Annotated in this window: 17 protein-coding genes; 3 read left to right on the top strand and 14 right to left on the bottom strand. The window is 50.8% G+C overall.

The window, feature by feature from the left end; genetic code table 11:
- Positions 1 to 32 precede the first annotated feature (32 nt).
- Positions 33 to 1,451 (bottom strand): aldehyde dehydrogenase family protein, encoded by a 1,419-nt coding sequence (locus tag AZF00_RS04515; protein ID WP_008246272.1) that lies wholly within the window; start codon positions 1,449 to 1,451, stop codon positions 33 to 35.
- Positions 1,452 to 1,656: 205 nt separating this feature from the next.
- On the opposite strand from AZF00_RS04515, the gene AZF00_RS04510 reads away from it, so the two are divergent.
- A complete protein-coding gene (locus tag AZF00_RS04510) occupies positions 1,657 to 2,532 on the top strand; it encodes an AraC family transcriptional regulator (protein ID WP_008246271.1) in 876 nt (291 codons plus the stop codon).
- Between the two features lie 5 nt (positions 2,533 to 2,537).
- Here the strand turns inward: AZF00_RS04510 and AZF00_RS04505 are convergent, their stop codons facing one another.
- Positions 2,538 to 3,326 (bottom strand): PhzF family protein, encoded by a 789-nt coding sequence (locus AZF00_RS04505; protein WP_008246269.1) that lies wholly within the window; start codon positions 3,324 to 3,326, stop codon positions 2,538 to 2,540.
- A gap of 10 nt (positions 3,327 to 3,336) precedes the next feature.
- Complete coding sequence (locus tag AZF00_RS19285; protein ID WP_156474844.1) at positions 3,337 to 3,504, bottom strand: hypothetical protein; 168 nt, start codon at positions 3,502 to 3,504, stop codon at positions 3,337 to 3,339.
- Positions 3,505 to 3,662: 158 nt separating this feature from the next.
- Between AZF00_RS19285 and AZF00_RS04500 the strand changes: the two genes are divergently transcribed.
- Positions 3,663 to 5,081 carry an aminotransferase-like domain-containing protein gene (locus AZF00_RS04500; RefSeq protein ID WP_008246266.1) on the top strand — a complete coding sequence of 473 codons (1,419 nt, stop codon included), beginning with the start codon at positions 3,663 to 3,665 and terminating at the stop codon, positions 5,079 to 5,081.
- On the opposite strand, the gene cobB is transcribed toward AZF00_RS04500, so the two are convergent.
- The 5 genes from cobB to AZF00_RS04475 all read right to left on the bottom strand — a co-directional run bounded on the left by cobB (position 5,078) and on the right by AZF00_RS04475 (position 8,216).
- A complete protein-coding gene (gene cobB / locus AZF00_RS04495; RefSeq protein WP_008246265.1) occupies positions 5,078 to 5,794 on the bottom strand; it encodes a Sir2 family NAD+-dependent deacetylase in 717 nt (238 codons plus the stop codon). The two genes, AZF00_RS04500 and cobB, sit on opposite strands and share 4 nt — an antisense overlap.
- 8 nt (positions 5,795 to 5,802) lie before the next feature.
- Complete coding sequence (locus AZF00_RS04490; RefSeq protein ID WP_008246263.1) at positions 5,803 to 6,246, bottom strand: NINE protein; 444 nt, start codon at positions 6,244 to 6,246, stop codon at positions 5,803 to 5,805.
- A 63-nt stretch (positions 6,247 to 6,309) separates the two neighbouring features.
- A complete protein-coding gene (locus tag AZF00_RS04485) occupies positions 6,310 to 6,804 on the bottom strand; it encodes a GNAT family N-acetyltransferase (protein ID WP_008246260.1) in 495 nt (164 codons plus the stop codon).
- The gene (locus tag AZF00_RS04480; RefSeq protein ID WP_008246258.1) at positions 6,797 to 7,210 is read right to left on the bottom strand and encodes a VOC family protein; all 414 of its coding nucleotides are present in this window, start codon (positions 7,208 to 7,210) and stop codon (positions 6,797 to 6,799) included. The genes AZF00_RS04485 and AZF00_RS04480 overlap by 8 nt, the downstream gene beginning before the upstream one ends.
- Positions 7,211 to 7,301: 91 nt before the next feature.
- Positions 7,302 to 8,216 carry a LysR substrate-binding domain-containing protein gene (locus AZF00_RS04475; RefSeq protein WP_062383241.1) on the bottom strand — a complete coding sequence of 305 codons (915 nt, stop codon included), beginning with the start codon at positions 8,214 to 8,216 and terminating at the stop codon, positions 7,302 to 7,304.
- Between the two features lie 114 nt (positions 8,217 to 8,330).
- On the opposite strand from AZF00_RS04475, the gene AZF00_RS04470 reads away from it, so the two are divergent.
- Positions 8,331 to 9,191 carry a sterol desaturase family protein gene (locus AZF00_RS04470; protein ID WP_008246255.1) on the top strand — a complete coding sequence of 287 codons (861 nt, stop codon included), beginning with the start codon at positions 8,331 to 8,333 and terminating at the stop codon, positions 9,189 to 9,191.
- Between the two features lie 13 nt (positions 9,192 to 9,204).
- On the opposite strand, the gene AZF00_RS04465 is transcribed toward AZF00_RS04470, so the two are convergent.
- The 6 genes from AZF00_RS04465 to AZF00_RS04440 form a co-directional block, all read right to left on the bottom strand.
- On the bottom strand, positions 9,205 to 9,393 hold the full coding sequence (locus tag AZF00_RS04465; RefSeq protein ID WP_008246253.1) for a DUF3094 family protein: 189 nt from the start codon (positions 9,391 to 9,393) through the stop codon (positions 9,205 to 9,207).
- A gap of 123 nt (positions 9,394 to 9,516) precedes the next feature.
- The gene (locus tag AZF00_RS04460; RefSeq protein ID WP_008246251.1) at positions 9,517 to 11,307 is read right to left on the bottom strand and encodes an acyl-CoA dehydrogenase C-terminal domain-containing protein; all 1,791 of its coding nucleotides are present in this window, start codon (positions 11,305 to 11,307) and stop codon (positions 9,517 to 9,519) included.
- A 64-nt stretch (positions 11,308 to 11,371) separates the two neighbouring features.
- Positions 11,372 to 13,159 carry an acyl-CoA dehydrogenase C-terminal domain-containing protein gene (locus AZF00_RS04455; RefSeq protein WP_008246249.1) on the bottom strand — a complete coding sequence of 596 codons (1,788 nt, stop codon included), beginning with the start codon at positions 13,157 to 13,159 and terminating at the stop codon, positions 11,372 to 11,374.
- 304 nt (positions 13,160 to 13,463) lie between these two features.
- On the bottom strand, positions 13,464 to 14,147 hold the full coding sequence (gene bioD / locus AZF00_RS04450) for a dethiobiotin synthase (RefSeq protein ID WP_008246247.1): 684 nt from the start codon (positions 14,145 to 14,147) through the stop codon (positions 13,464 to 13,466).
- A gap of 27 nt (positions 14,148 to 14,174) precedes the next feature.
- Complete coding sequence (locus AZF00_RS04445; protein WP_008246246.1) at positions 14,175 to 16,223, bottom strand: YjbH domain-containing protein; 2,049 nt, start codon at positions 16,221 to 16,223, stop codon at positions 14,175 to 14,177.
- 167 nt (positions 16,224 to 16,390) lie between these two features.
- A complete protein-coding gene (locus AZF00_RS04440) occupies positions 16,391 to 18,202 on the bottom strand; it encodes a hypothetical protein (RefSeq protein WP_062383238.1) in 1,812 nt (603 codons plus the stop codon).
- Positions 18,203 to 18,474: the final 272 nt, after the last annotated feature.

The following is an 18,474-nucleotide window of genomic DNA, read 5'->3' as shown; positions in this document are numbered from 1 at the left end:
GCCGCGGAAAGCGCGGCGTTTAGAAGCAAAGCTTACTTGAACTTATCCATTACTTTGCCGAAGAGCTCTTCGTCAGATGGAATCACTTTAGTCACCGCCAGCGGCTTAGACACCCAGGTTTCGTTGATCAGGTCGCGCCAAGTGATATTGTTATTGGTGCTGTTATTACCCCAAGAACCACAACCGAGTGAGAAGGTTTGACGCATACCATTCCATAAGTTACCGCTGTTAGACGGCGCCTGTGGCTGGTTAACCATCACCCGAGAGGTTTTGGTCGCGTAGGCAAACTTCATGATGTTCTCATCACTATAAGAATAAATACCGCAGGAGTGGCCCTGCCCCTGATAGGCCTGAATGGCGTTAGTCATGGCAATGGCGCCGTCAATATCTTTCACGGTGTAGAAAGCCATCACAACCGACATTTTCTCCCCAGAGAAGGGGTGATCTGGGCCTGCACCCGTTTCAGGCACAATGAAGAAGGTCTTGCCTTCGGGTAGGTCAATGCCCGACATTTCAGCCAGTACGCTCGCAGGCTGGGCAACAATACGCGGGGCAATGTGGCCGTCTTCCCAAATAATACTCTGCAACTTAGCTTTCTCTTCAGCGTTGCAGATATAACCGCCCTGGGCTTGCAGCTTTTCAAGCAGCGCGTCGACGTTTGATTCAAAGGCGATAACCGCGTTGTCTGAAGAGCAGGATGCCGCCAGATCTAAAGTTTTAGAAATACGGATTTTTTCAGCAGCTTCATCTAGGTCTGCGGTGTCATCAACAGTGATAACCGCATTACCTGCGCCCACACCCAGTGCAGGGGTGCCGCTTGAGTATGCCGATTTCACCATCGGCGCGCCGCCGGTAGCCAGAATACGGTCGCATTGCTTCATCAGTTCAGCGGTACCTTCCATCGACGGGCTGTCCATGGAAATAACCAAATCCTCTGGTGCGCCACAAGCTTTAAGGGCGCCGCGCATCAAATCGCAGATCATTTTGTTGGTCAATTTTGAGCGCGGGTGCGGTGCAACAATAATAGAGTTACGGCCTTTAATCGCAGATATCGCTTTAATGACTGGCGTGGCCTCTGGGTTGGTGCAAGGTGTTAGGGCACCGATCACCCCTACTGGCTTGGCGATTTTAACGATATTGCGTTCTTTATCTTCTTCCAGAATACCGACCGACTTATCATTGATAATATCGAACAATGCAGCGCGGGTTTTTTTAAATATTTTGAGGAACTTGCCGTCATAATTACCGAGCTGGGTCTCTTCTACGGTGAATTTGGCGATTTTTTCGGCAACATCCTGGCGCGCAACAGACCACACCATCGCGGTGATCAGTTCGTCGACTTGCTCTTGGCTATAATCGGCGATCTGAGCTTGCGCGGCGCGCGAGCGGGCAATCAGAGACTGCACAAGTAGTGCCTCTTCTGTAGTAGCAACAGCGGTTTCAGCGGCCATGATATCTCTCCGGGTTATTTTTGTGGTTTACAACAGCGTAGCTGGGTCGCAGCCAGCCACGCAGAAATAGGGCAACCATATAAACACAGTTAGGAATCCGGTAGGATTGATTATATTGCCGACTTGATGGACTATATTGCGCATAGACTTTGGTCTAAACAATTTTTTAAAAAAAGAAAAAACCACCTAAATCCAAAGGTTTACCATGCCCATCACCTCAGACTGGCCGCTCCCCCCCCAAGGTATTCGCTTTCTAACACCCCAATTTGTACAAACACAATTGGCCGCACACCCCCTAACACAGGGCTTGTATCCCCTCGCCATGGGCTACTACCCCGCCGCTTTTGGCCACCGCATGCAACGCCAGCAACACGACAGTCATCTGCTTATTTACTGCATTGCCGGCAAAGGCACTTTAATGTGCGACGACAAACACTACCGCATCAATAGCGGCGATATTATTCTGCTGCCACCAGACCACCCCCACGCATACAAAGCCGATGGCAAAGACCCGTGGACCATTTACTGGCTGCATTTTGACGGGAATTTAGCCGACGACTTTTACCAGCATATTCAACTCAGCAGCCCCTGCGTGAATATTGGCGTGCAACCCCGGGTGGTGCGAATATTTGACGGCCTTTCAGAATTGCGCCGCAGTGCCTATCAATTCGCCGAATTTATGCAGGGCGGGCATCAGTTGCAAGCCCTGCTCAGCTATATTGCACTTCTGGTTCGTCAACAACGCCCGCAGAGTGGTAAGGCACTGAACTGGGAACGGCTGCGCGCCACCATGCAGGAACATATTCACGGCCAACTCAATCTCGACGAATTGGCCGCGGAAGTAAAATTATCGAAATATCACTTCACCAAAAAATTTAAAGCCCATACCGGCCAATCGCCGATTCAGTATTTTATTAATATGAAAATTCAGCGGGCCTGCTATTTACTCGACAGCACCAGCCAATCAGTAAAACAGGTGGCCGCCGCCGTCGGCTACGATGACGCCTATTATTTTTCCCGGCTGTTTAAAAAAACCATTGGCCTAGCGCCGAGTGACTACCGCCAGCACCGTCGCAGCTAAGCCACCTAGAAAATCTTACCCTCCATAACCGTTACCGCCTGCCCAGACAAAGTAACCCTGTCGCCACTAATTGCGACCTCTACTTCGCCGCTACGAGCAGATATCTGCCGCCCTCGCAGTGCATTGCAGCCAAGCTTTTGAGACCAATAATGCGCCAGCGCACAATGCGCAGAGCCGGTTACGGGGTCTTCATCAATACCTGCAGCAGGCGCAAAAAAGCGCGAGACAAAATCCACATCACTATGATCGCCAACAGCTGCACTGGCAGTGACAATCAAACCCCGCGCCGGCAAAGCGGCAATTGCCGCGAGATCGGGCACAAAATTTTGCACCGCCGCGCTATCTGCCAGTTCAATCAATAAATCTTCGCCCGCACTAAAGGCCGCCACAACACTATTTGCCAAGCCGCGCACCGGCAGGCTATCCGCGAGCGGCGCGGTTTCAACCAGTGGAAATTCCAGCGCGATGCCATCGTCATGTAAACGGGCAGACAATTCACCACTGCGGCTTGCAAAACGCAGCTGCGTCGCACTAATACCGCACTGATTCCACAGCACATGAGCGGCTGCCAAAGTCGCATGACCGCAGAGATTCACCTCGGTCAATGGCGTAAACCAGCGCAAGCGGTAGTGACCATCGGCAAGAAATTGTAAATACGTAGTCTCAGACAAATTAAACTCAGCCGCTAATAGCTGCATTTCCACATCGGACATATCTCCTTCTTGCAAACACACGGCCGCAGGATTACCGCGATATTTCTGCCGACTAAAGGCATCTACTACAAAATATTTCATACATTTATTCCTAATGAATATTCCACCACCACTCCCGCTCCTGAATACTTGCGCCACCCCCGCCCGCGAGTAATATTATGATCACCGCAAGTACGCCACTGATAAAAAGTGTATTTGCAAAATACAATAATAGCGGTAATTTTTTTAACCGATAAAAAAGTAGTTTCAATGTATTCACTACAGACTCCTTTCCGCCCTGCTGAGCTATAACCGAGACATACTCAGATTAACGCGACAAGAAAAACCATAACAGATACACTATTATTTCATTGACCCAGTACAGATTAGCATTTTTAACAACTGTGCTGCATAACAGTTCAGCACCAGGAAGCCACAATGCCGCCCCGCTACCGTCAAATCGCTAGTCAGATTGCCGAGCATATCGAGCAAGGTCAGCTCAATATCGGCGACAAACTCCCCGGCGTGCGCCAAGCCAGTGAAGCCCACCATGTCAGCCTATCTACCGCACTGGCTGCCTACCGCTATTTAGAGCAAGAGCAATATATCGAGGCGCGACCGCGCTCCGGCTTTTATATTAAAGCCCGTTTTGAAAACGCGGTGTGTCCTCCTAGCGAGTCCCGACCCGATACCAAGCCCACCCTCATTAATAGCCAGCAACGGGTCATGCAGGTCATCTCTGCTGCCAACCGGCCCGGCATACTGCGATTGGGGGCGACTGTTCCCGATGCCAGCTTTTTACCGGTAGCGGCGCTAGAGCGGGCCCTAGCGAGCGCCGCCCGGCACCCCCACGCGCGCAGCAATGGCTACGAATTCCCTCCGGGCTATCTGGGTCTGCGCCAACAGCTCGCCAAACGCATGAACAAGCTTGGTTGCCAACTTCATGCCGACGACATCACGATTACACAGGGCTGCCAAGAAGCCCTATATCTGGCCCTTAAAGTAAGCTGCCGAGCAGGCGATATTGTCGCCTTAGAGTCGCCACTTTTTTATGGCTTGCTGCAAATAATTGATTCACTAGGCCTACAAGCCCTAGAAATACCCACAGATCCTCAGCACGGCATTTCCTTGGAAGCCTTGCAGTTAGCGATCGAGAAATGGCCCGTCAAAGCATGTATTGTGGTCAGCAATTTCAGCAACCCCATTGGCGCCACGTTAAACGATACCCGAAAGCGAGATTTGGTCGCCATGCTCAGCGCGGCGCGCATCCCATTAATTGAAGATGATATTTACGGTGAATTAAGTTTTGAGCAACTGCGGCCAAGCATCGCCAAGCGCTACGACACAGACAGTGACGTGCTGTACTGCTCCTCACTGTCGAAGTCCCTATCACCAGCGCTGCGCATAGGCTGGATTGCTGGAGGCAAATACAGCGAGGAATTGAATTATCAAAAATTCACCTTAAACGCCGCTAGCGCCACCATTCCGCAATTGGCCGCCGAACGCCTGCTGCGCAGCGGCGAATACGACCGCCACCTACATCGCATGCGGGCGGCACTGGCCACCTCAACAGCGCGCATCAGAGAAGCCTTAGCGCGGCATATGCCTAGCGGCACCCAAATCACCCAACCTCGAGGTGGCTATGCCCTGTGGTTAGAACTGCCCAAACAGGTCGACACCCTGTTATTAGCTGAGCAAGCCCTAGCGCAAAACATTAGCATTGCCGCTGGACCGCTGTTTACCGCCAGCGAAAAATACCGGCATTGCCTGCGAATTTCCTGCGCCTGCCCCTGGAATACTCAACTCGAAGAGGGTTTAGCCACGCTGGGTATCTTGGCGAATGCGCAGTGTATTTAACGAGTTGCAGCGGCCAACAACTCATTGAGCAAACGTGGCACTTCAACGCTGGCCAGCCCGTAGCGGGTTTCCGAAAACGCGGACTGCACTGCCGATGGCTCTAAATTTACTTCGATGGTATGGGCCCCGACACTTGCCGCCGCTTGCACAAAACCCGCCGCCGGATAGACATTGCCCGAGGTACCCACCGCAATAAACAAATCACACTGCTCCAGGGCGGTGTAAATCTCATCCATTCCCAAGGGCATCTCGCCAAACCATACGATGTGCGGGCGCAGACCGCCACGCAGGCCGCAACAGGCGCAGCGAGCGTCCGCGCTGATATCGGTGGCGATTGGATAAACCACCCCACTATAGCTGCACTGCATTTTGAGTAATTCGCCATGCATATGAATAAGTTTTTGCGAGCCCGCGCGCTCATGAAGATCGTCAATATTTTGGGTGACGAGTAAAAGCTCACCGCTAAATTTTTTCTCAAATTCAGCAAGCGCTAAATGAGCCGGATTTACGCTTACCGCTGCACTTAATAATTGGCGACGGCGCTCGTTGTAGAAGCGCTGCACTAGCGTGGGATTCGCCGCAAAACCCTCAGGGGTCGCCACGTCTTCAACCCGGTGTTCCTCCCAAAGGCCGTCTGCCGCACGAAACGTCTTAATGCCAGACTCTGCGGAGATCCCCGCGCCAGTCAATACCACTACCCGCTGATACGCCATACTCACTCTTAAAACCACGGCCGCTGATTAAGCACATAGCTCTGCTCAAATTCCGCGTCGGATTTAGTGATGTAAATAATAAACTCAATAAAGGCAATAATCGCAACGACAAGGGAGGGCAGGCCCAGAAGAATAAAACCAAACACAAAGGCCAGCACCATGATCACGCCCTGCTTGGTATAGCCCAAGTAAAATTTATGTACGCCAAACACCCCAAAGAAAAATGCGAACAGTGCCGCAGCCACTTTTTTAGACGAGCCAGAAACCAACGCGGTATCTACATAAATGGCTTCGGCCTGCGCACCCGCTGCCACGAAATCCACGGCAACACCGGCCCGGATATCAGTGTCGGCTTGCCACTGCGCGGCGGTGAACGAATAACGCTGACCGTCTTCGGCGCTAATCACACCGGCGCCAGTGTCGGCTTTGAAATCGAGTATTTTGCCTTTCATTGATCAATGCCCTTTCTCGGTAGTTTCATATCATTAGTGCAATTAGCTCGTTCTACGCACAGACTAAATTAGCTGCTTTTGCCAAAAGGTAGCTGCGCCTTGTTCAGGGTCGAGTTCGTAGGGCGCAAAACCGCAACGCTGATACACCCGCTGTGCGCTGAGGTTGTTCGCTAGCACCTCTAAGGTCAGTTTGCAGTAGTCATGACAGCGAGCAAACTCTTCAAGCTCAGCAATCATGCGATCACTCAAGCCCTGCCCCCGGTATTGCGGTAAAACCATCACATCGTGGATATTCAGCAGTGGCCTACATTTAAAGGTAGAAAATCCGCGCAGGGCGGTAAGCAGCGCCACCGCATTTTCACCATCAAAGGCCAATAAGGTAATGGCGCCCGCTTCACCGGCTAAGGCATCACACAAATTCATTAACACCTCCTGCGGCAATGCCTCGCCGCCACCCATAGGGTCTAAGGCATAAGCTGACATTAAGGTGATAATTCCGGCCCGGTGAGCGACGTTGTGATAATCAGCGATTGCAATTTTCAAGCTTGCATTATCCATTGGCGCCGGGCCCCAGCGGCTGGCCATGACTAAATTCAACAAAATTGCCATCGGGGTCACGTAGCCCGCAGTAATAACCAACGGGATAGGGTTCTTCGCGTGTCGCCCAAGCGAGTATGCCATCTTGTTTACCCCGCGCCGCAATAACATCTACCGCCGCGCGGCTGGGCAGCGCAAAACCCAGATGCGAAAAATCGCTATCGAGCTGATTACGACCGGGACCACCCGGCAGCAACACTAAAATAAACTCCTGCTCGCGCCCCGCTTCCGCCAGCCAAACAACCTCACCTCCAGCCTTATTATCGCGCTGATGAATTAATTTCAAACCCGCATAATCTTGGTAAAAAGCTATGCAAGCTTCAATGTCACGAACATGAAGTGCCAAATGAGTCAAAACCGCAGACATTGTAAGTCCCCTACTAAGCGAAGCTTGTGTGCAAACAGACTAGCAAATGACCCGGCCTAAAGTCTAAGCACTTAGCCACCAAGCCAAGCCCTTACAGCGTGTCGACTAAATGACGCAATTGCGCCCGAAACCACTGTTGAGCAGCGTCACCATCTAAGGCCTTAGGCCACATCATCCAAATCGGGATTGGATCAATCGGCAAAGGAAAATCAAAACACTGTATATCAAACGCGCCAGCGAAAACTTTCTGCATTCGCGAGGGCATCACCGCGAGATAATCGGTAGCCGCGACCACCGGCAACATACTCGAGAAATTCTGTACTTGCGCCGCTTTTTTACGCAACAGTGATTTGCCACCTAAGGCCTGCTCTAGCTGGCTGCGCTCGCGGCTGCGCGGCGGTAAAAAGACATGCTCTTCGGCAAGGTATTGTTCAAGAGATAGCCCGCCGTTAATCCGAGGGTGATCGGCTCTGGCAATGACAACCAAGCGCTCTTGGGCAAGCTGCTCAGTACAAATATAGTCCTGCGTCAGGGGCACATAGTCTATTAATACATCGACATCTAAGCGCCGTAAACTAAGGGCCAAATCTTGGTCCTGACCAGCAAATGCTAAAGTCTCTACCGTAAGTTCTGAGCCGGCCAGTTGCAACAGAGCCATGAGCGGGCCAAGCGCCACGGCTTCAAAATAGTTGTCGCCAAGCAGACGAAAACAACGCTGATCGCGACTCGGTTCAAAATGCTGCTCTTTGGCTAGCGCACCGCGCACTAATGCCAGCGCCTCGCGGATTTGCGGGTATATCAGCTGAGCCCGGGGTGTGGGCGTCATCCCCAAGCGGCTACGGACAAACAGCTCGTCGTTAAATGTCAGACGCAGGCGCTGCAAGGCCGCGCTCATGGCTGGCTGACTCATCCCTAGCCGGTCCGCGGCGCGAGTCATATTCTCTTCAAGCATCAAGGCATCAAAGATCGACAGTAAATTAAGATCTACGCCGCGCAGATTAAACATAGAGTGCGCCTACATTATATTTAATTTGGATAATATTTATATATAACATCAAATTTACAAATAATAATAGCGCCGTATGCTGTAAAGACAATAAAGCATATTAGGAATACAGCCATGGACAATATCGTCAGCCTCTCCGTTATTTTGTTTATTATTTTGGCCTCCATATGGGAATGGCAGGCTGGGCGTAACAGCAATGGTAAAAAGTCCCGTGAAGATTGGGGCATGGCAGTCATCGCTGCATTTGGTCTGAGCGCGGTGCAGCGGCCAGCCCTAATATTTAGCATTGCATGGCTCGGCACCCAGCTGGCACCGCATTATCAAGGTAGCCTCGGCTGGTTGCAGGAGGCTTATTTTTGGCCGGTGCTCATTGCCTATATTTTTATCGAGGAGTTATTACATAGCGGTGCCCATTTCTTTTCCCATGCACGGCGACCCCGCTGGAAGCCCCTGCTTGTCGTTCAGCAACTGTTCAAAATGGGCCACCGCCCTCACCATTTTTCGGGGGGCAACGACGGCCGAGGCGAGTTAAGCGTGACCCAAACCTTTGTTGAACACTGGCTGTTCTGGTTCATTATGCCCAACTTCTGGTTTCAGTTTTTGTGCCTTTATTTAGGATTAACTGAGGTGTTTTTAATTGGCACGGTGTTCAAAGGCCTGTGGGCGGCCCATAACCACGTTAATTGGAATTACGATTTATATTTCTTGAATCACCCTTGGCCGTGGGTGCGCAAAACCATGCGCGGCCTCTGCCATATTATTACTTTCCCTACACAGCACCACCACCATCATGCGCGGGGCAAAAACTCCGCAAAGAATATGTGCAATTTATTGGCATTGTATGACTGGCTGCTTTTCGGCACCCTCGCAATAGAAACGGAGAAGCCGAGCCAGTATGGGTGGAAGCAGTCACCCAAAGAAGAGCACAGTATTTGGTACCGCTACTTTGCAATCGATCTAAAGAAGTTGGGCTAGGCTGGGTGAGGGCTTAATGAATCCCGCTCATGCGGGCAAGCATTAGGCTGCCAACGGTGATCAAAGACACAATTACAAGTAAGATGCCCAATAATTTAAGCGGTCGATAAGGCTTGCGATCAGTCTCGTTGTAACCTTGTTTTAAGAAGGCGTCGACTTTAGCTTGATCTTCAGGGTTAAGCTTATTGTGTTCGTTTTCCATTACGTCACCACGGGTTAGGCATCACCACCCTTCTGTTATTAACAAAAGCACAGGCAATAAAAAAGGCGGCATCATTATCGCAAGATGCCGCCTTCTTCTCCAGCTTTACCGTTTACCCAAAATTTAGATAAACGCTTCTTCTGGAATATCCATCAAACTCGCACTGCCGTTGCGAATAGACTCGCTCAAGCCTTTGGCCTGTGGCAATAGGCGCTGCACAAAGAAGCGTGCGGTGTGCAGCTTGGCTTGCGCGAAGGCATCACCCTGCGCACAGTCACCACTCAATACCGCTTTGCACATCATCGCCCACATATAGGTGTACAGCGTGAAGCCCATAACGTGGAGGAATTCGACCGAAGCCGCGCCAATCGCGTTTGCATCGCCATTTTTAGTCTGTTCAAGCACGTAAGCAGATAGTGACTCGAGGTTATCTACCGCCTCATTCAGCGGGCTTAGAAACTCATCCATACCCTGCACCGCCGTAGCTGAAGCGCTAAACTCGCGCATTTCAGCAACTAACAACGCCAAGGTTTGACCGCCGTTAGCAGCAATCTTACGACCCATTAAGTCCAGCGCTTGAATACCGTTGGTGCCTTCATAAATCTGGCTAATGCGCACATCACGCACCAACTGTTCCATACCCCATTCGCGCACATAGCCGTGGCCACCAAAAATCTGCTGGCCGTGCACAGTGCCTTCAAGGCCTTTATCGGTAAGGAAAGCTTTGGCTACTGGGGTTAGCAATTCAACCATAGCCGCGCCACGCTCTTGGGCCTCGCCACTGGCAAATTTAGATAAATCCAATTGCTTGCCAACGTATACCGCAAAAGCCCGCCCTGCTTCTACATAGGCTTTTTGGGTGAGCAGCATGCGGCGTACATCTGGGTGCACAATGATCGGATCGGCGGCGCCATCTTTATTCACCGGACCTGATGGTGCGCGGCTTTGAGTGCGCTCGCGGGCGTAAAGAGAAGACCACTGATACGCCGCCTCGGCCGCGCTCAAGCCTTGTATACCCACAGACAAACGCTCGTAGTTCATCATGGTGAACATGCCTTGCAGGCCGCGATTGATTTCACCAACCAAATAGCCTTCAGCGCCGTCGAAATTCATCACGCAGGTCGCTGACGCATTAATACCCATTTTGTGTTCAATGCTGCCGCAGCTCACGCCGTTGGCCTCGCCCAAGCTACCATCGTCGTTAACTTTAAACTTTGGCACCAAGAAGAGAGAAATACCCTTAGATCCAGCTGGAGCGTCTGGCAGTTTCGCCAACACCAAATGAATAACATTCTCGGTCAGGTCGTGATCGCCGCCGGTGATGAATATCTTGGTGCCACTAACGCTGTAGCTACCATCAGCCTGAGGCACAGCCTTGGTGCGAATCATACCCAGGTCTGTACCGGCATGGCTTTCGGTCAAGCACATGGCGCCAGCCCATTTGGCAGAGTACATATTTGGCAGGAATTTGGTTTTGAGCTCTTCAGATGCATGGCTGGCAATCGCCAGTGCTGCGCCCGAGGTCAGCGTTAAATAGAGCCCCATGGCGATATTGGAGGAGTAAAGCATCTCTTCAAACAATAGCACCAACATTTTAGGCATTGTTTGGCCGCCGTATTCTGGCGCACCAGACAGACCGCCCCAACCACCGTCAGCCAATTGTTTAAAGGCTTCGGGGTAACCTTTGGGCGTAGTCACTACGCCATCTGCCCAGGTCACACCTTCTTCGTGACCAGGCTGGCTCAAAGGCGCAATCAGGCTCTCGTTAATTTTGGCACTTTCTTCCAAAATTGCGTCGGCCAATTCCCGGTTTACGTCTTCCATTGCAGGCATGGTTTCCCAGAGCTGCTCGGCGTGAAAAACATCGTGTAACACAAACTGCATATCGCGCAGGGGGGCTTTATATTCAGGCATTTAGAGATCCTCTAGACAAGCGGCGACACAAGGTCGCCGCAATCAAAATGGGTTTTAGTGCCAATTAAAATGCAAAGGCATCTTCTGGCATGTCCATCAAGCTATCTGCGCCGTTCAACATCGCGATCTTATGGGCCTCGGTACGTGGCAATATGCGCTGATAATAGAAATTAGCAGTTTGCACCTTGGCTTTAAGGAACGCATCGTCAGCATCACCGTCGAGGGCAACCGACGCCATACGCGCCCACATATAAGCCAGCGACACATAGCCAGCATACATCAAGTAATCGACAGAGGCGGCGCCAACTTCATCGGCATTAGCCATGGCTTTTTCACCCAGTTTACCGGTGATTTCACCCCACTCTTTATTCAATTCAGCAAGCTTGGTGACAAAGGGTGCCATGCCCGGCTTGTCTTGCTGCTCTTTGCAGAAGCTGTGAATGATTTTGGTGAACACCATTAACTGCTTGCCGCCGCTGCCCATCACTTTACGACCCAACAAATCGAGGGCTTGGATACCAGTAGTGCCTTCATACAAAGTAGAGATGCGCAAATCGCGAACAATCTGCTCCATGCCCCACTCAGAAATAAAGCCGTGACCACCAAAAACCTGCATACCGTAGTTAGCAGATTCTAGGCCGGTTTCGGTTACAAAGGCCTTGGCGATTGGCGTCAGCAATTCAGACAGTTCTTCTGCATCTTTGCGCGCCTGTTCATCGCCAGAGAAGTAGAAGGTATCAACCAATTGCGCAACCCAATAGATAAAGGCGCGGCTGCCTTCAGCAAAGGCCTTTTGCGTTAACAGCATACGGCGCACATCGGCGTGCACGATCAATGGATCAGCTGGGCCATTGGGATTTTTCGGGCCGCTCAATGAGCGCATTTGCAGGCGGTCTTTAGCGTACGCCAGTGCACCTTGGAATGACGCTTCACCCGCTGACAAACCTTGCAAAGCTGTACCCAACCGCGCTGAGTTCATCATATGGAACATGGCATTCAAGCCGCGATTTTCTTCGCCAACCAAAAAGCCTTTAGCGCTGTCGAAATTCATTACACAGGTAGCAGACGCTTTAATACCCATTTTGTGTTCGATGCTGCCACAGTGCACGCCATTGCGCTCACCAACTTCACCATTTTCATCAGGCAGGAACTTAGGCACAACAAACAGTGAAATACCCTTAGTGCCTTCTGGCGCGCCTTCAACCCGGGCCAGCACCAAATGGATAATATTCTCCATCATGTCGTGCTCGCCACCCGAGATGAAAATCTTGGTGCCGGTAACATTGTAACTACCGTCGGCATTGGCCTCGGCTTTAGTGCGCAACAGACCAAGGTCTGAACCGCAGTGGGACTCGGTTAAACACATAGTGCCGCCCCAAGTACCTTCAGTCATTTTACCTAAATACGTCTGCTGCAATTCGTCGCTGGCGTAGACTTCAAGCAAACGCGCGGCAGACTGCGACAAGCCCGTGTACATTCCCCAAGACCAGCAAGCAGAGCTGACCATTTCGGTGACAACTAAGCCCAAAGAATTCGGCAAGCCTTGACCGCCAAACTCAGGGTTCGCAGTCATTGACGGCCAACCACCTTCAGCATATTGCTGATAGGCTTCTTTAAAACCCTTAGGGGTTTTGACACCGTCTTCAGACCAAGTACAACCTTCTTGATCACCAGGCTGGTTCAGCGGAGAAAGAACATTTTCAGAAAACTTGGCGCCTTCACTAATAATGGCGTCCATTAAGTCTTCACTGACCTCTTCACGAGTAGCGAGACTGGCGAAATGTTTATCGCTCTTAAGTACATCTTTTAACACGAAATTAATATCGCGGAGCGGAGCTGTGTATTGCGGCATGGTAATGACCTCATGTGCATGGTGGCCGCGGCAGTGCCTGCCGGGCAATGTTGACAGTGACAACTATAGCGCTTTTATTACGTCTTGCAAGTGTTTTTGGATGTACAGAAAAGTCATTTAGGTCAATGACATTGAATATTAGGTCGATTAATGCAGAATTTTCACGGTACGTTTAATGAACACCCCAGAAGTATTTCCAGCGCAAATCGTTAAGCATAGGCATCAGCATAGCTGACATTTCATCATGACACAGGGAGAAGACGAAAATTGTGTAGCGCTTATAACAGGCCGTCAGGGCCGGTCGCTAGGCGAGAAGAGAGATATCGAGACATTCAGCTACCAGCGCGGGGTCTGGCCGAGCTAAATTAGGCACCACACCCAGACAGGGGGCGGGTAACAGCTGGCGAAGTGTCGCCAAGTTTTCATCAAAACACGCCATTTCAGCGTCAAGTTTATTTGCAACCCAACCAGCAATAAGCAGACCGTCAGCTTGGATTGCTTCAGCGGTAAGTACAGCATGATTAATACAGCCCAGCTTCATGCCAACTACCAAGATCACCGGTGTTTGCAATTCGATCGCTAGACCAGACAGCATTTCTCGCTGATTTAAGGGAACGCGCCAACCGCCTGCACCCTCGATCAATACCAAATCGGCCTTGCGCATCATCACGCCGCGACAAAACCCAGCCAATTGCGACACACTAAGGCGCCGACCAGCTTGCTCAGCGGCAATATGCGGTGCAATTGGCGGCGCTAGCAATACCGGATTCACCTGCGCATAGGGCAATGACTCGGTCATTGCCGCCATCAACATGAGCGCATCGCTATTACGCAAGCCGTCGGCGCTTTGCTCAGCACCTGCGGCAACCGGCTTTATGGCTAGCGTTTTTAAACCCAGCTTAGCTGCGGCACCTAAAATGCCGCAGGCTATTAGCGTTTTGCCCACATCCGTGTCAGTGCCAGCAATAAAGTAGTGCTTAGATTTCAAACTCAGCACCCTTAACAAGGTAAGTCATTATTTGCTCTCACCGTAGCGCTGCCATGCGTCAACCAAGCGTTCTTGGTTAGCCCGGATATAAGCAGCATTTAGGCGATCGCCACTGAAATAGGTATTACGCAAATCATTATAAACGGTAGGAATAATATTCGGCCCAAACACTAAGCGATTGCCCTGCTCGCCAAGAATGGTGGTAATACCATAGGCCCAGTTAGCCTGACCTTCAACATGCACACCAGCAACTCGGGTCATACCCTTGCGCGGCGTTAAGGGAATCGTAAAACCCAAGGTTGCAAAGGCGTTATCTTCAGACTTTTTGTACAAAAGATGCAACCTGACATCACCAACATGCTGAGTAAACTCCAGTCGGTAGCCCGAATCTTCGTTATAGAAATCGCCCCCCGTAATATCAACTGAAGTATTAATACTTTGCGCAAAATAACGATAAGACCACAAGCGCGCGTTATGGGTATTTTCTGGGCGCTGCTTCTCTTCAAAATCAGTGGCTATAATTTTAAAACGGTGACGGCCATCGCCGGGTTCCCAGCGACTTTCAAGCGATGCGCCGTCGACTGAACCATAGAAACGACCATAAGAAATCATGCTGGTAAAGCCTTGCCCATGACGGAAAGTCTGACTAAAGATACGGTCTTTAACACCTTCCGTTACCCGCTGATTGTAAAAAACACCGCCATAAATCCCTTCGCGAGTGAAGTCTTTCGTATCGTTAACATTCCAGTCGCGGCTGACATTAAAGGCAGCACCTCGCCACAGCGGCAAAACCACATCCGCTCGTGCAGCTAAGGAGTAATCAAAAACACCGTACTCCGTTCCCACAGTTGACGACAAAATAGGGCGAATACGCACATCAGGTCTGAAAGCTAAATAATCGATGCTGTTTTTTATACTTGCAGCAAAAATCCCGCCGTCTGCGCTGCGGCGCCGAAGTCTATTTGCTGGGGCGGTCACCATCTCTGAATCGGGAATAGCGCCATTACCCCTTAAAAAGGCCTTCCATGCGACAACTTCGCCACCTAAACCAAAGGTAGCAACGCCGTATTTTTCTAGCTGCAAATAAAAGCGGTCACCATCGGGAAGCGACATGGCCGCAACACCCGCGGCAACACCTAGAGCATCAATGTCATTAGCATTGTATTGCACATTTTCAAAAGCGATGACCCACTCACGACCGTATTTTTGCACCCGCACTTGCTCAAAATTAGCCGCAACAAAACGATCATGCAGTGCTTTCTCGCCATTCACCGCGTCTAAACGTGACATCGCTTCCGCTGGCGAGGCCGTGGGTGGCGCAAGCAAGGGGTTATTGGCTAATAATTCGTCATTACCGTAACTCTCGGTAATAACATACGAGGAATTAAGTACGGCCTCAGAACGTGGCCGATCTTTTGGTAAAACCCGTGCATACTCTGCCGCTAAGGGTATTTTGACATTAAAGCCATACCAATCTTGGCGATCGTCTACGCCTTCTTCGGCAGAATACATCCACAACATCGATGCTTGCCAGCCACCCGGCAACCAGTGTTCTGGCGTTGACAACCGAATACCGGTATTCATTGAGTAGGCGTCATCTTCCAGTATTACGCTTAACCAATCTGTAGCCGCAAATTCTACACCGCCATAAATCCCATCTAATCGACCGGTGCCTTCAACTCGACCGTCGTAAGTACCCGCGCCGAGGGTCGTGCGAATGGGGCCATATTGCCACGTTGCTACCGCATACTTGGTATCGTATTCGTTAACCGAACCACCAAAATCCATTTCACCAATGGCGAAATTAAGCCCCGGCAGCAACTCCCAAGGGAGTTGTAATTTAATATTAAATGATAAGTCTGAGCCTCCTGAAGTAGTCTCAGGTGACACATTGCGCCCCACCATCTCAAAATGGGGAAAGGCCCCGGCTGCAAAATTGATATCATTGCCGGTGTCATTCAGTGTTCGCGGCCGAGCAAAACGACCATCGACCTGATTATCCCAAGCAATTGTCGCTGTGCCGTATTCTAGCACCGAGGCGTCTGGCACGTTTAATAGGCCGCTCACACCTTGCATATTCATATTCCCTTGCGCAAATGCAAGCGTTGATACGGCCGTTAACAGTCCAGCACCAATATTCCTTTTCAAGGGAAACCTCTCATTTTTTAATATAAATTTTGCGCTAAGTTTAACGCAAAAAAAAGGGTGGCTATATAGCCACCCTTAAAAACCACCGTTTAATATTAAAGCGTACCGCCGCTGCCACCGGTACCACCCGTACCGCCCGTGCCACCTGTCGCACAGGTTTTAGTGCCCAGCGTTAACACCAAGGGATTAGTAAACGTATTACCTTTGTTAGGCCCCGCCGTTGCTTCGCTGCCATTTCCTGCCACAGTAATCGTGTAGGTCGGAGCAGCAAAAATCGACGCGGTATAACTTCCGCTTGCAGACGTGCTGAATGATGTAAAGTTTGAGCCTGAGCTAATTGCGCCACTGGCGGCAACCGCTTCATATTGGCCAGCGATATTAGCACATGCAGCCCTTGTCTTGATTTCAAGATTGACCGGGACTGGGGCAACGGTACCCCCGTTTTCTACATTCAACTTCACAACACCGCCGATTAAATTGCAGGTACCCGCCGCCGCATAGCCAGCCAATGCCCCGCTTGTCGCAGCCGCTGACGCTGCGCCGCCACTCGGCGTAAAAGTAGCAACCCCCACACCAGGGTTAGCCGGATCAACTGCCCCAACACTAACCGCAAAGCTCGGCAAATTATAGACATCGAATGAAGACGTCACGGACGCTGAGTCATTCGCCCAACCACCGCTTCCAACGGCCAGTTTTAGGTACAAATTTAGGGTTCTATTATTCGGCACACCATTTTTATCAACGACTGAGACCGTGCCGTCAGCACCTGATGCGCAGGTATTGAAGTAAAAATCGAGGTTAAAGTAGCTTAAGTGATCCGAGGTAAACGTAACAAATAACTCTGGCTGACCACCAACGGTACGCGTTTGAACCGTCGCAATTTGCTGGGCGCCCTGAGCATCAAGCTGAGCGGTCCACCTGCCCTTAATCTCATCATAAGACCATACCGGCACAGTATCGCCTGCAGACACAACGCTATTGCTGTCTACATCCTGGCCAACGGTGGATCCAGAAGGGTAAGGAGTGCCATCGGGGATGACCATTTCAACTTCAACTTTTTGGCCATTAAATTTGGTGATCAGCTTACCCGCTGAGTCACGTAACTCAATTGCCGCAAAACCAGCCGATGCCATTGATCCCGGATTCTGACCACTGACCTGCATACCTGTTAAGCCACCGGGAAAAAGCGCAAGGGCGCCGTCAGCAGGGGTTACTGCAGGGTCGGTATCATTGTCAAAATAGACCGTTTCCAGCGTAATAGGGCCGGGGGCAGGCGCAGTGCCGTCCGCCAAGGACATTTGAGTACCTGCAGGAATTCTGACTTTCGCCGTACCCTTTACCGCTGCCTGGCCAGCACCGGCGGCACGCTTGTCTGTCGTCAGCACTAAATCTGTATCATTAGTTGCTATACCACCGGAAACCGTTGCATTACCAACCACCGATTTATATGCCGTTGGCGTTGTCGCCGCGGCGGTTTTGGAGGTTAATATAATGGTCTCCGCATACTGACCAGAAGCGGTATACGAGCCCAATTTACTGCTGGCGATATAGCCAGACGCCGAACCCACAAAAACAACATCAAGTGGGTCGTTCTTAATCAAGTCTGAGGAGCTCACCAAATCGAGAAAGACAATACCATTCGCACCCGCGGTATAGCTAACTTTGGAAACATCGTCATTGACCGACGAGAACCGCGCAGCATCATTAGGCCCGCCATCCTGGTCTTCAATTTGAATAGTGCCCGAAATCGGCTGACGCTTTTCATCCACTAAGCGCACCACAAATAGGCTGTCCTCGACTGGCCGGACAACTTTCGCTGATTCGTCGTTAAAGCAAGCCGTTAGCGCTCCCGCTGACATAACCCCCGCAGCAATCAGGGTTAGTCGCATATTCCCCTTATTATTCATATCTACACCCACCTGTTATAAGAAGCAGACTGCATTATTAGCTTAGATTTTCAGCCCAGTAGATATATAGCACACTGAATACCATGCGCCACCGCAAACAAAAATTAATTCGGTTTTACAAACACGCACACCACGATATCCGCTCACACGGGACGCTAAGAAGGAAGGTGGTTTTATTAGCAAGTCGCCATTTCAGGAATGATAAGGCACTTATTAGCTGGACCACAGGAAACGAGGGTAAGCCCTGCTTTACTTTTGATTGCTCATTATTT

Source organism: Zhongshania aliphaticivorans, from assembly GCF_001586255.1.
Classification (GTDB): domain Bacteria; phylum Pseudomonadota; class Gammaproteobacteria; order Pseudomonadales; family Spongiibacteraceae; genus Spongiibacter; species Spongiibacter aliphaticivorans.
Note: the sequence above shows the minus strand (reverse complement) of the source record. Positions and strands in the feature narration are given on the sequence as shown.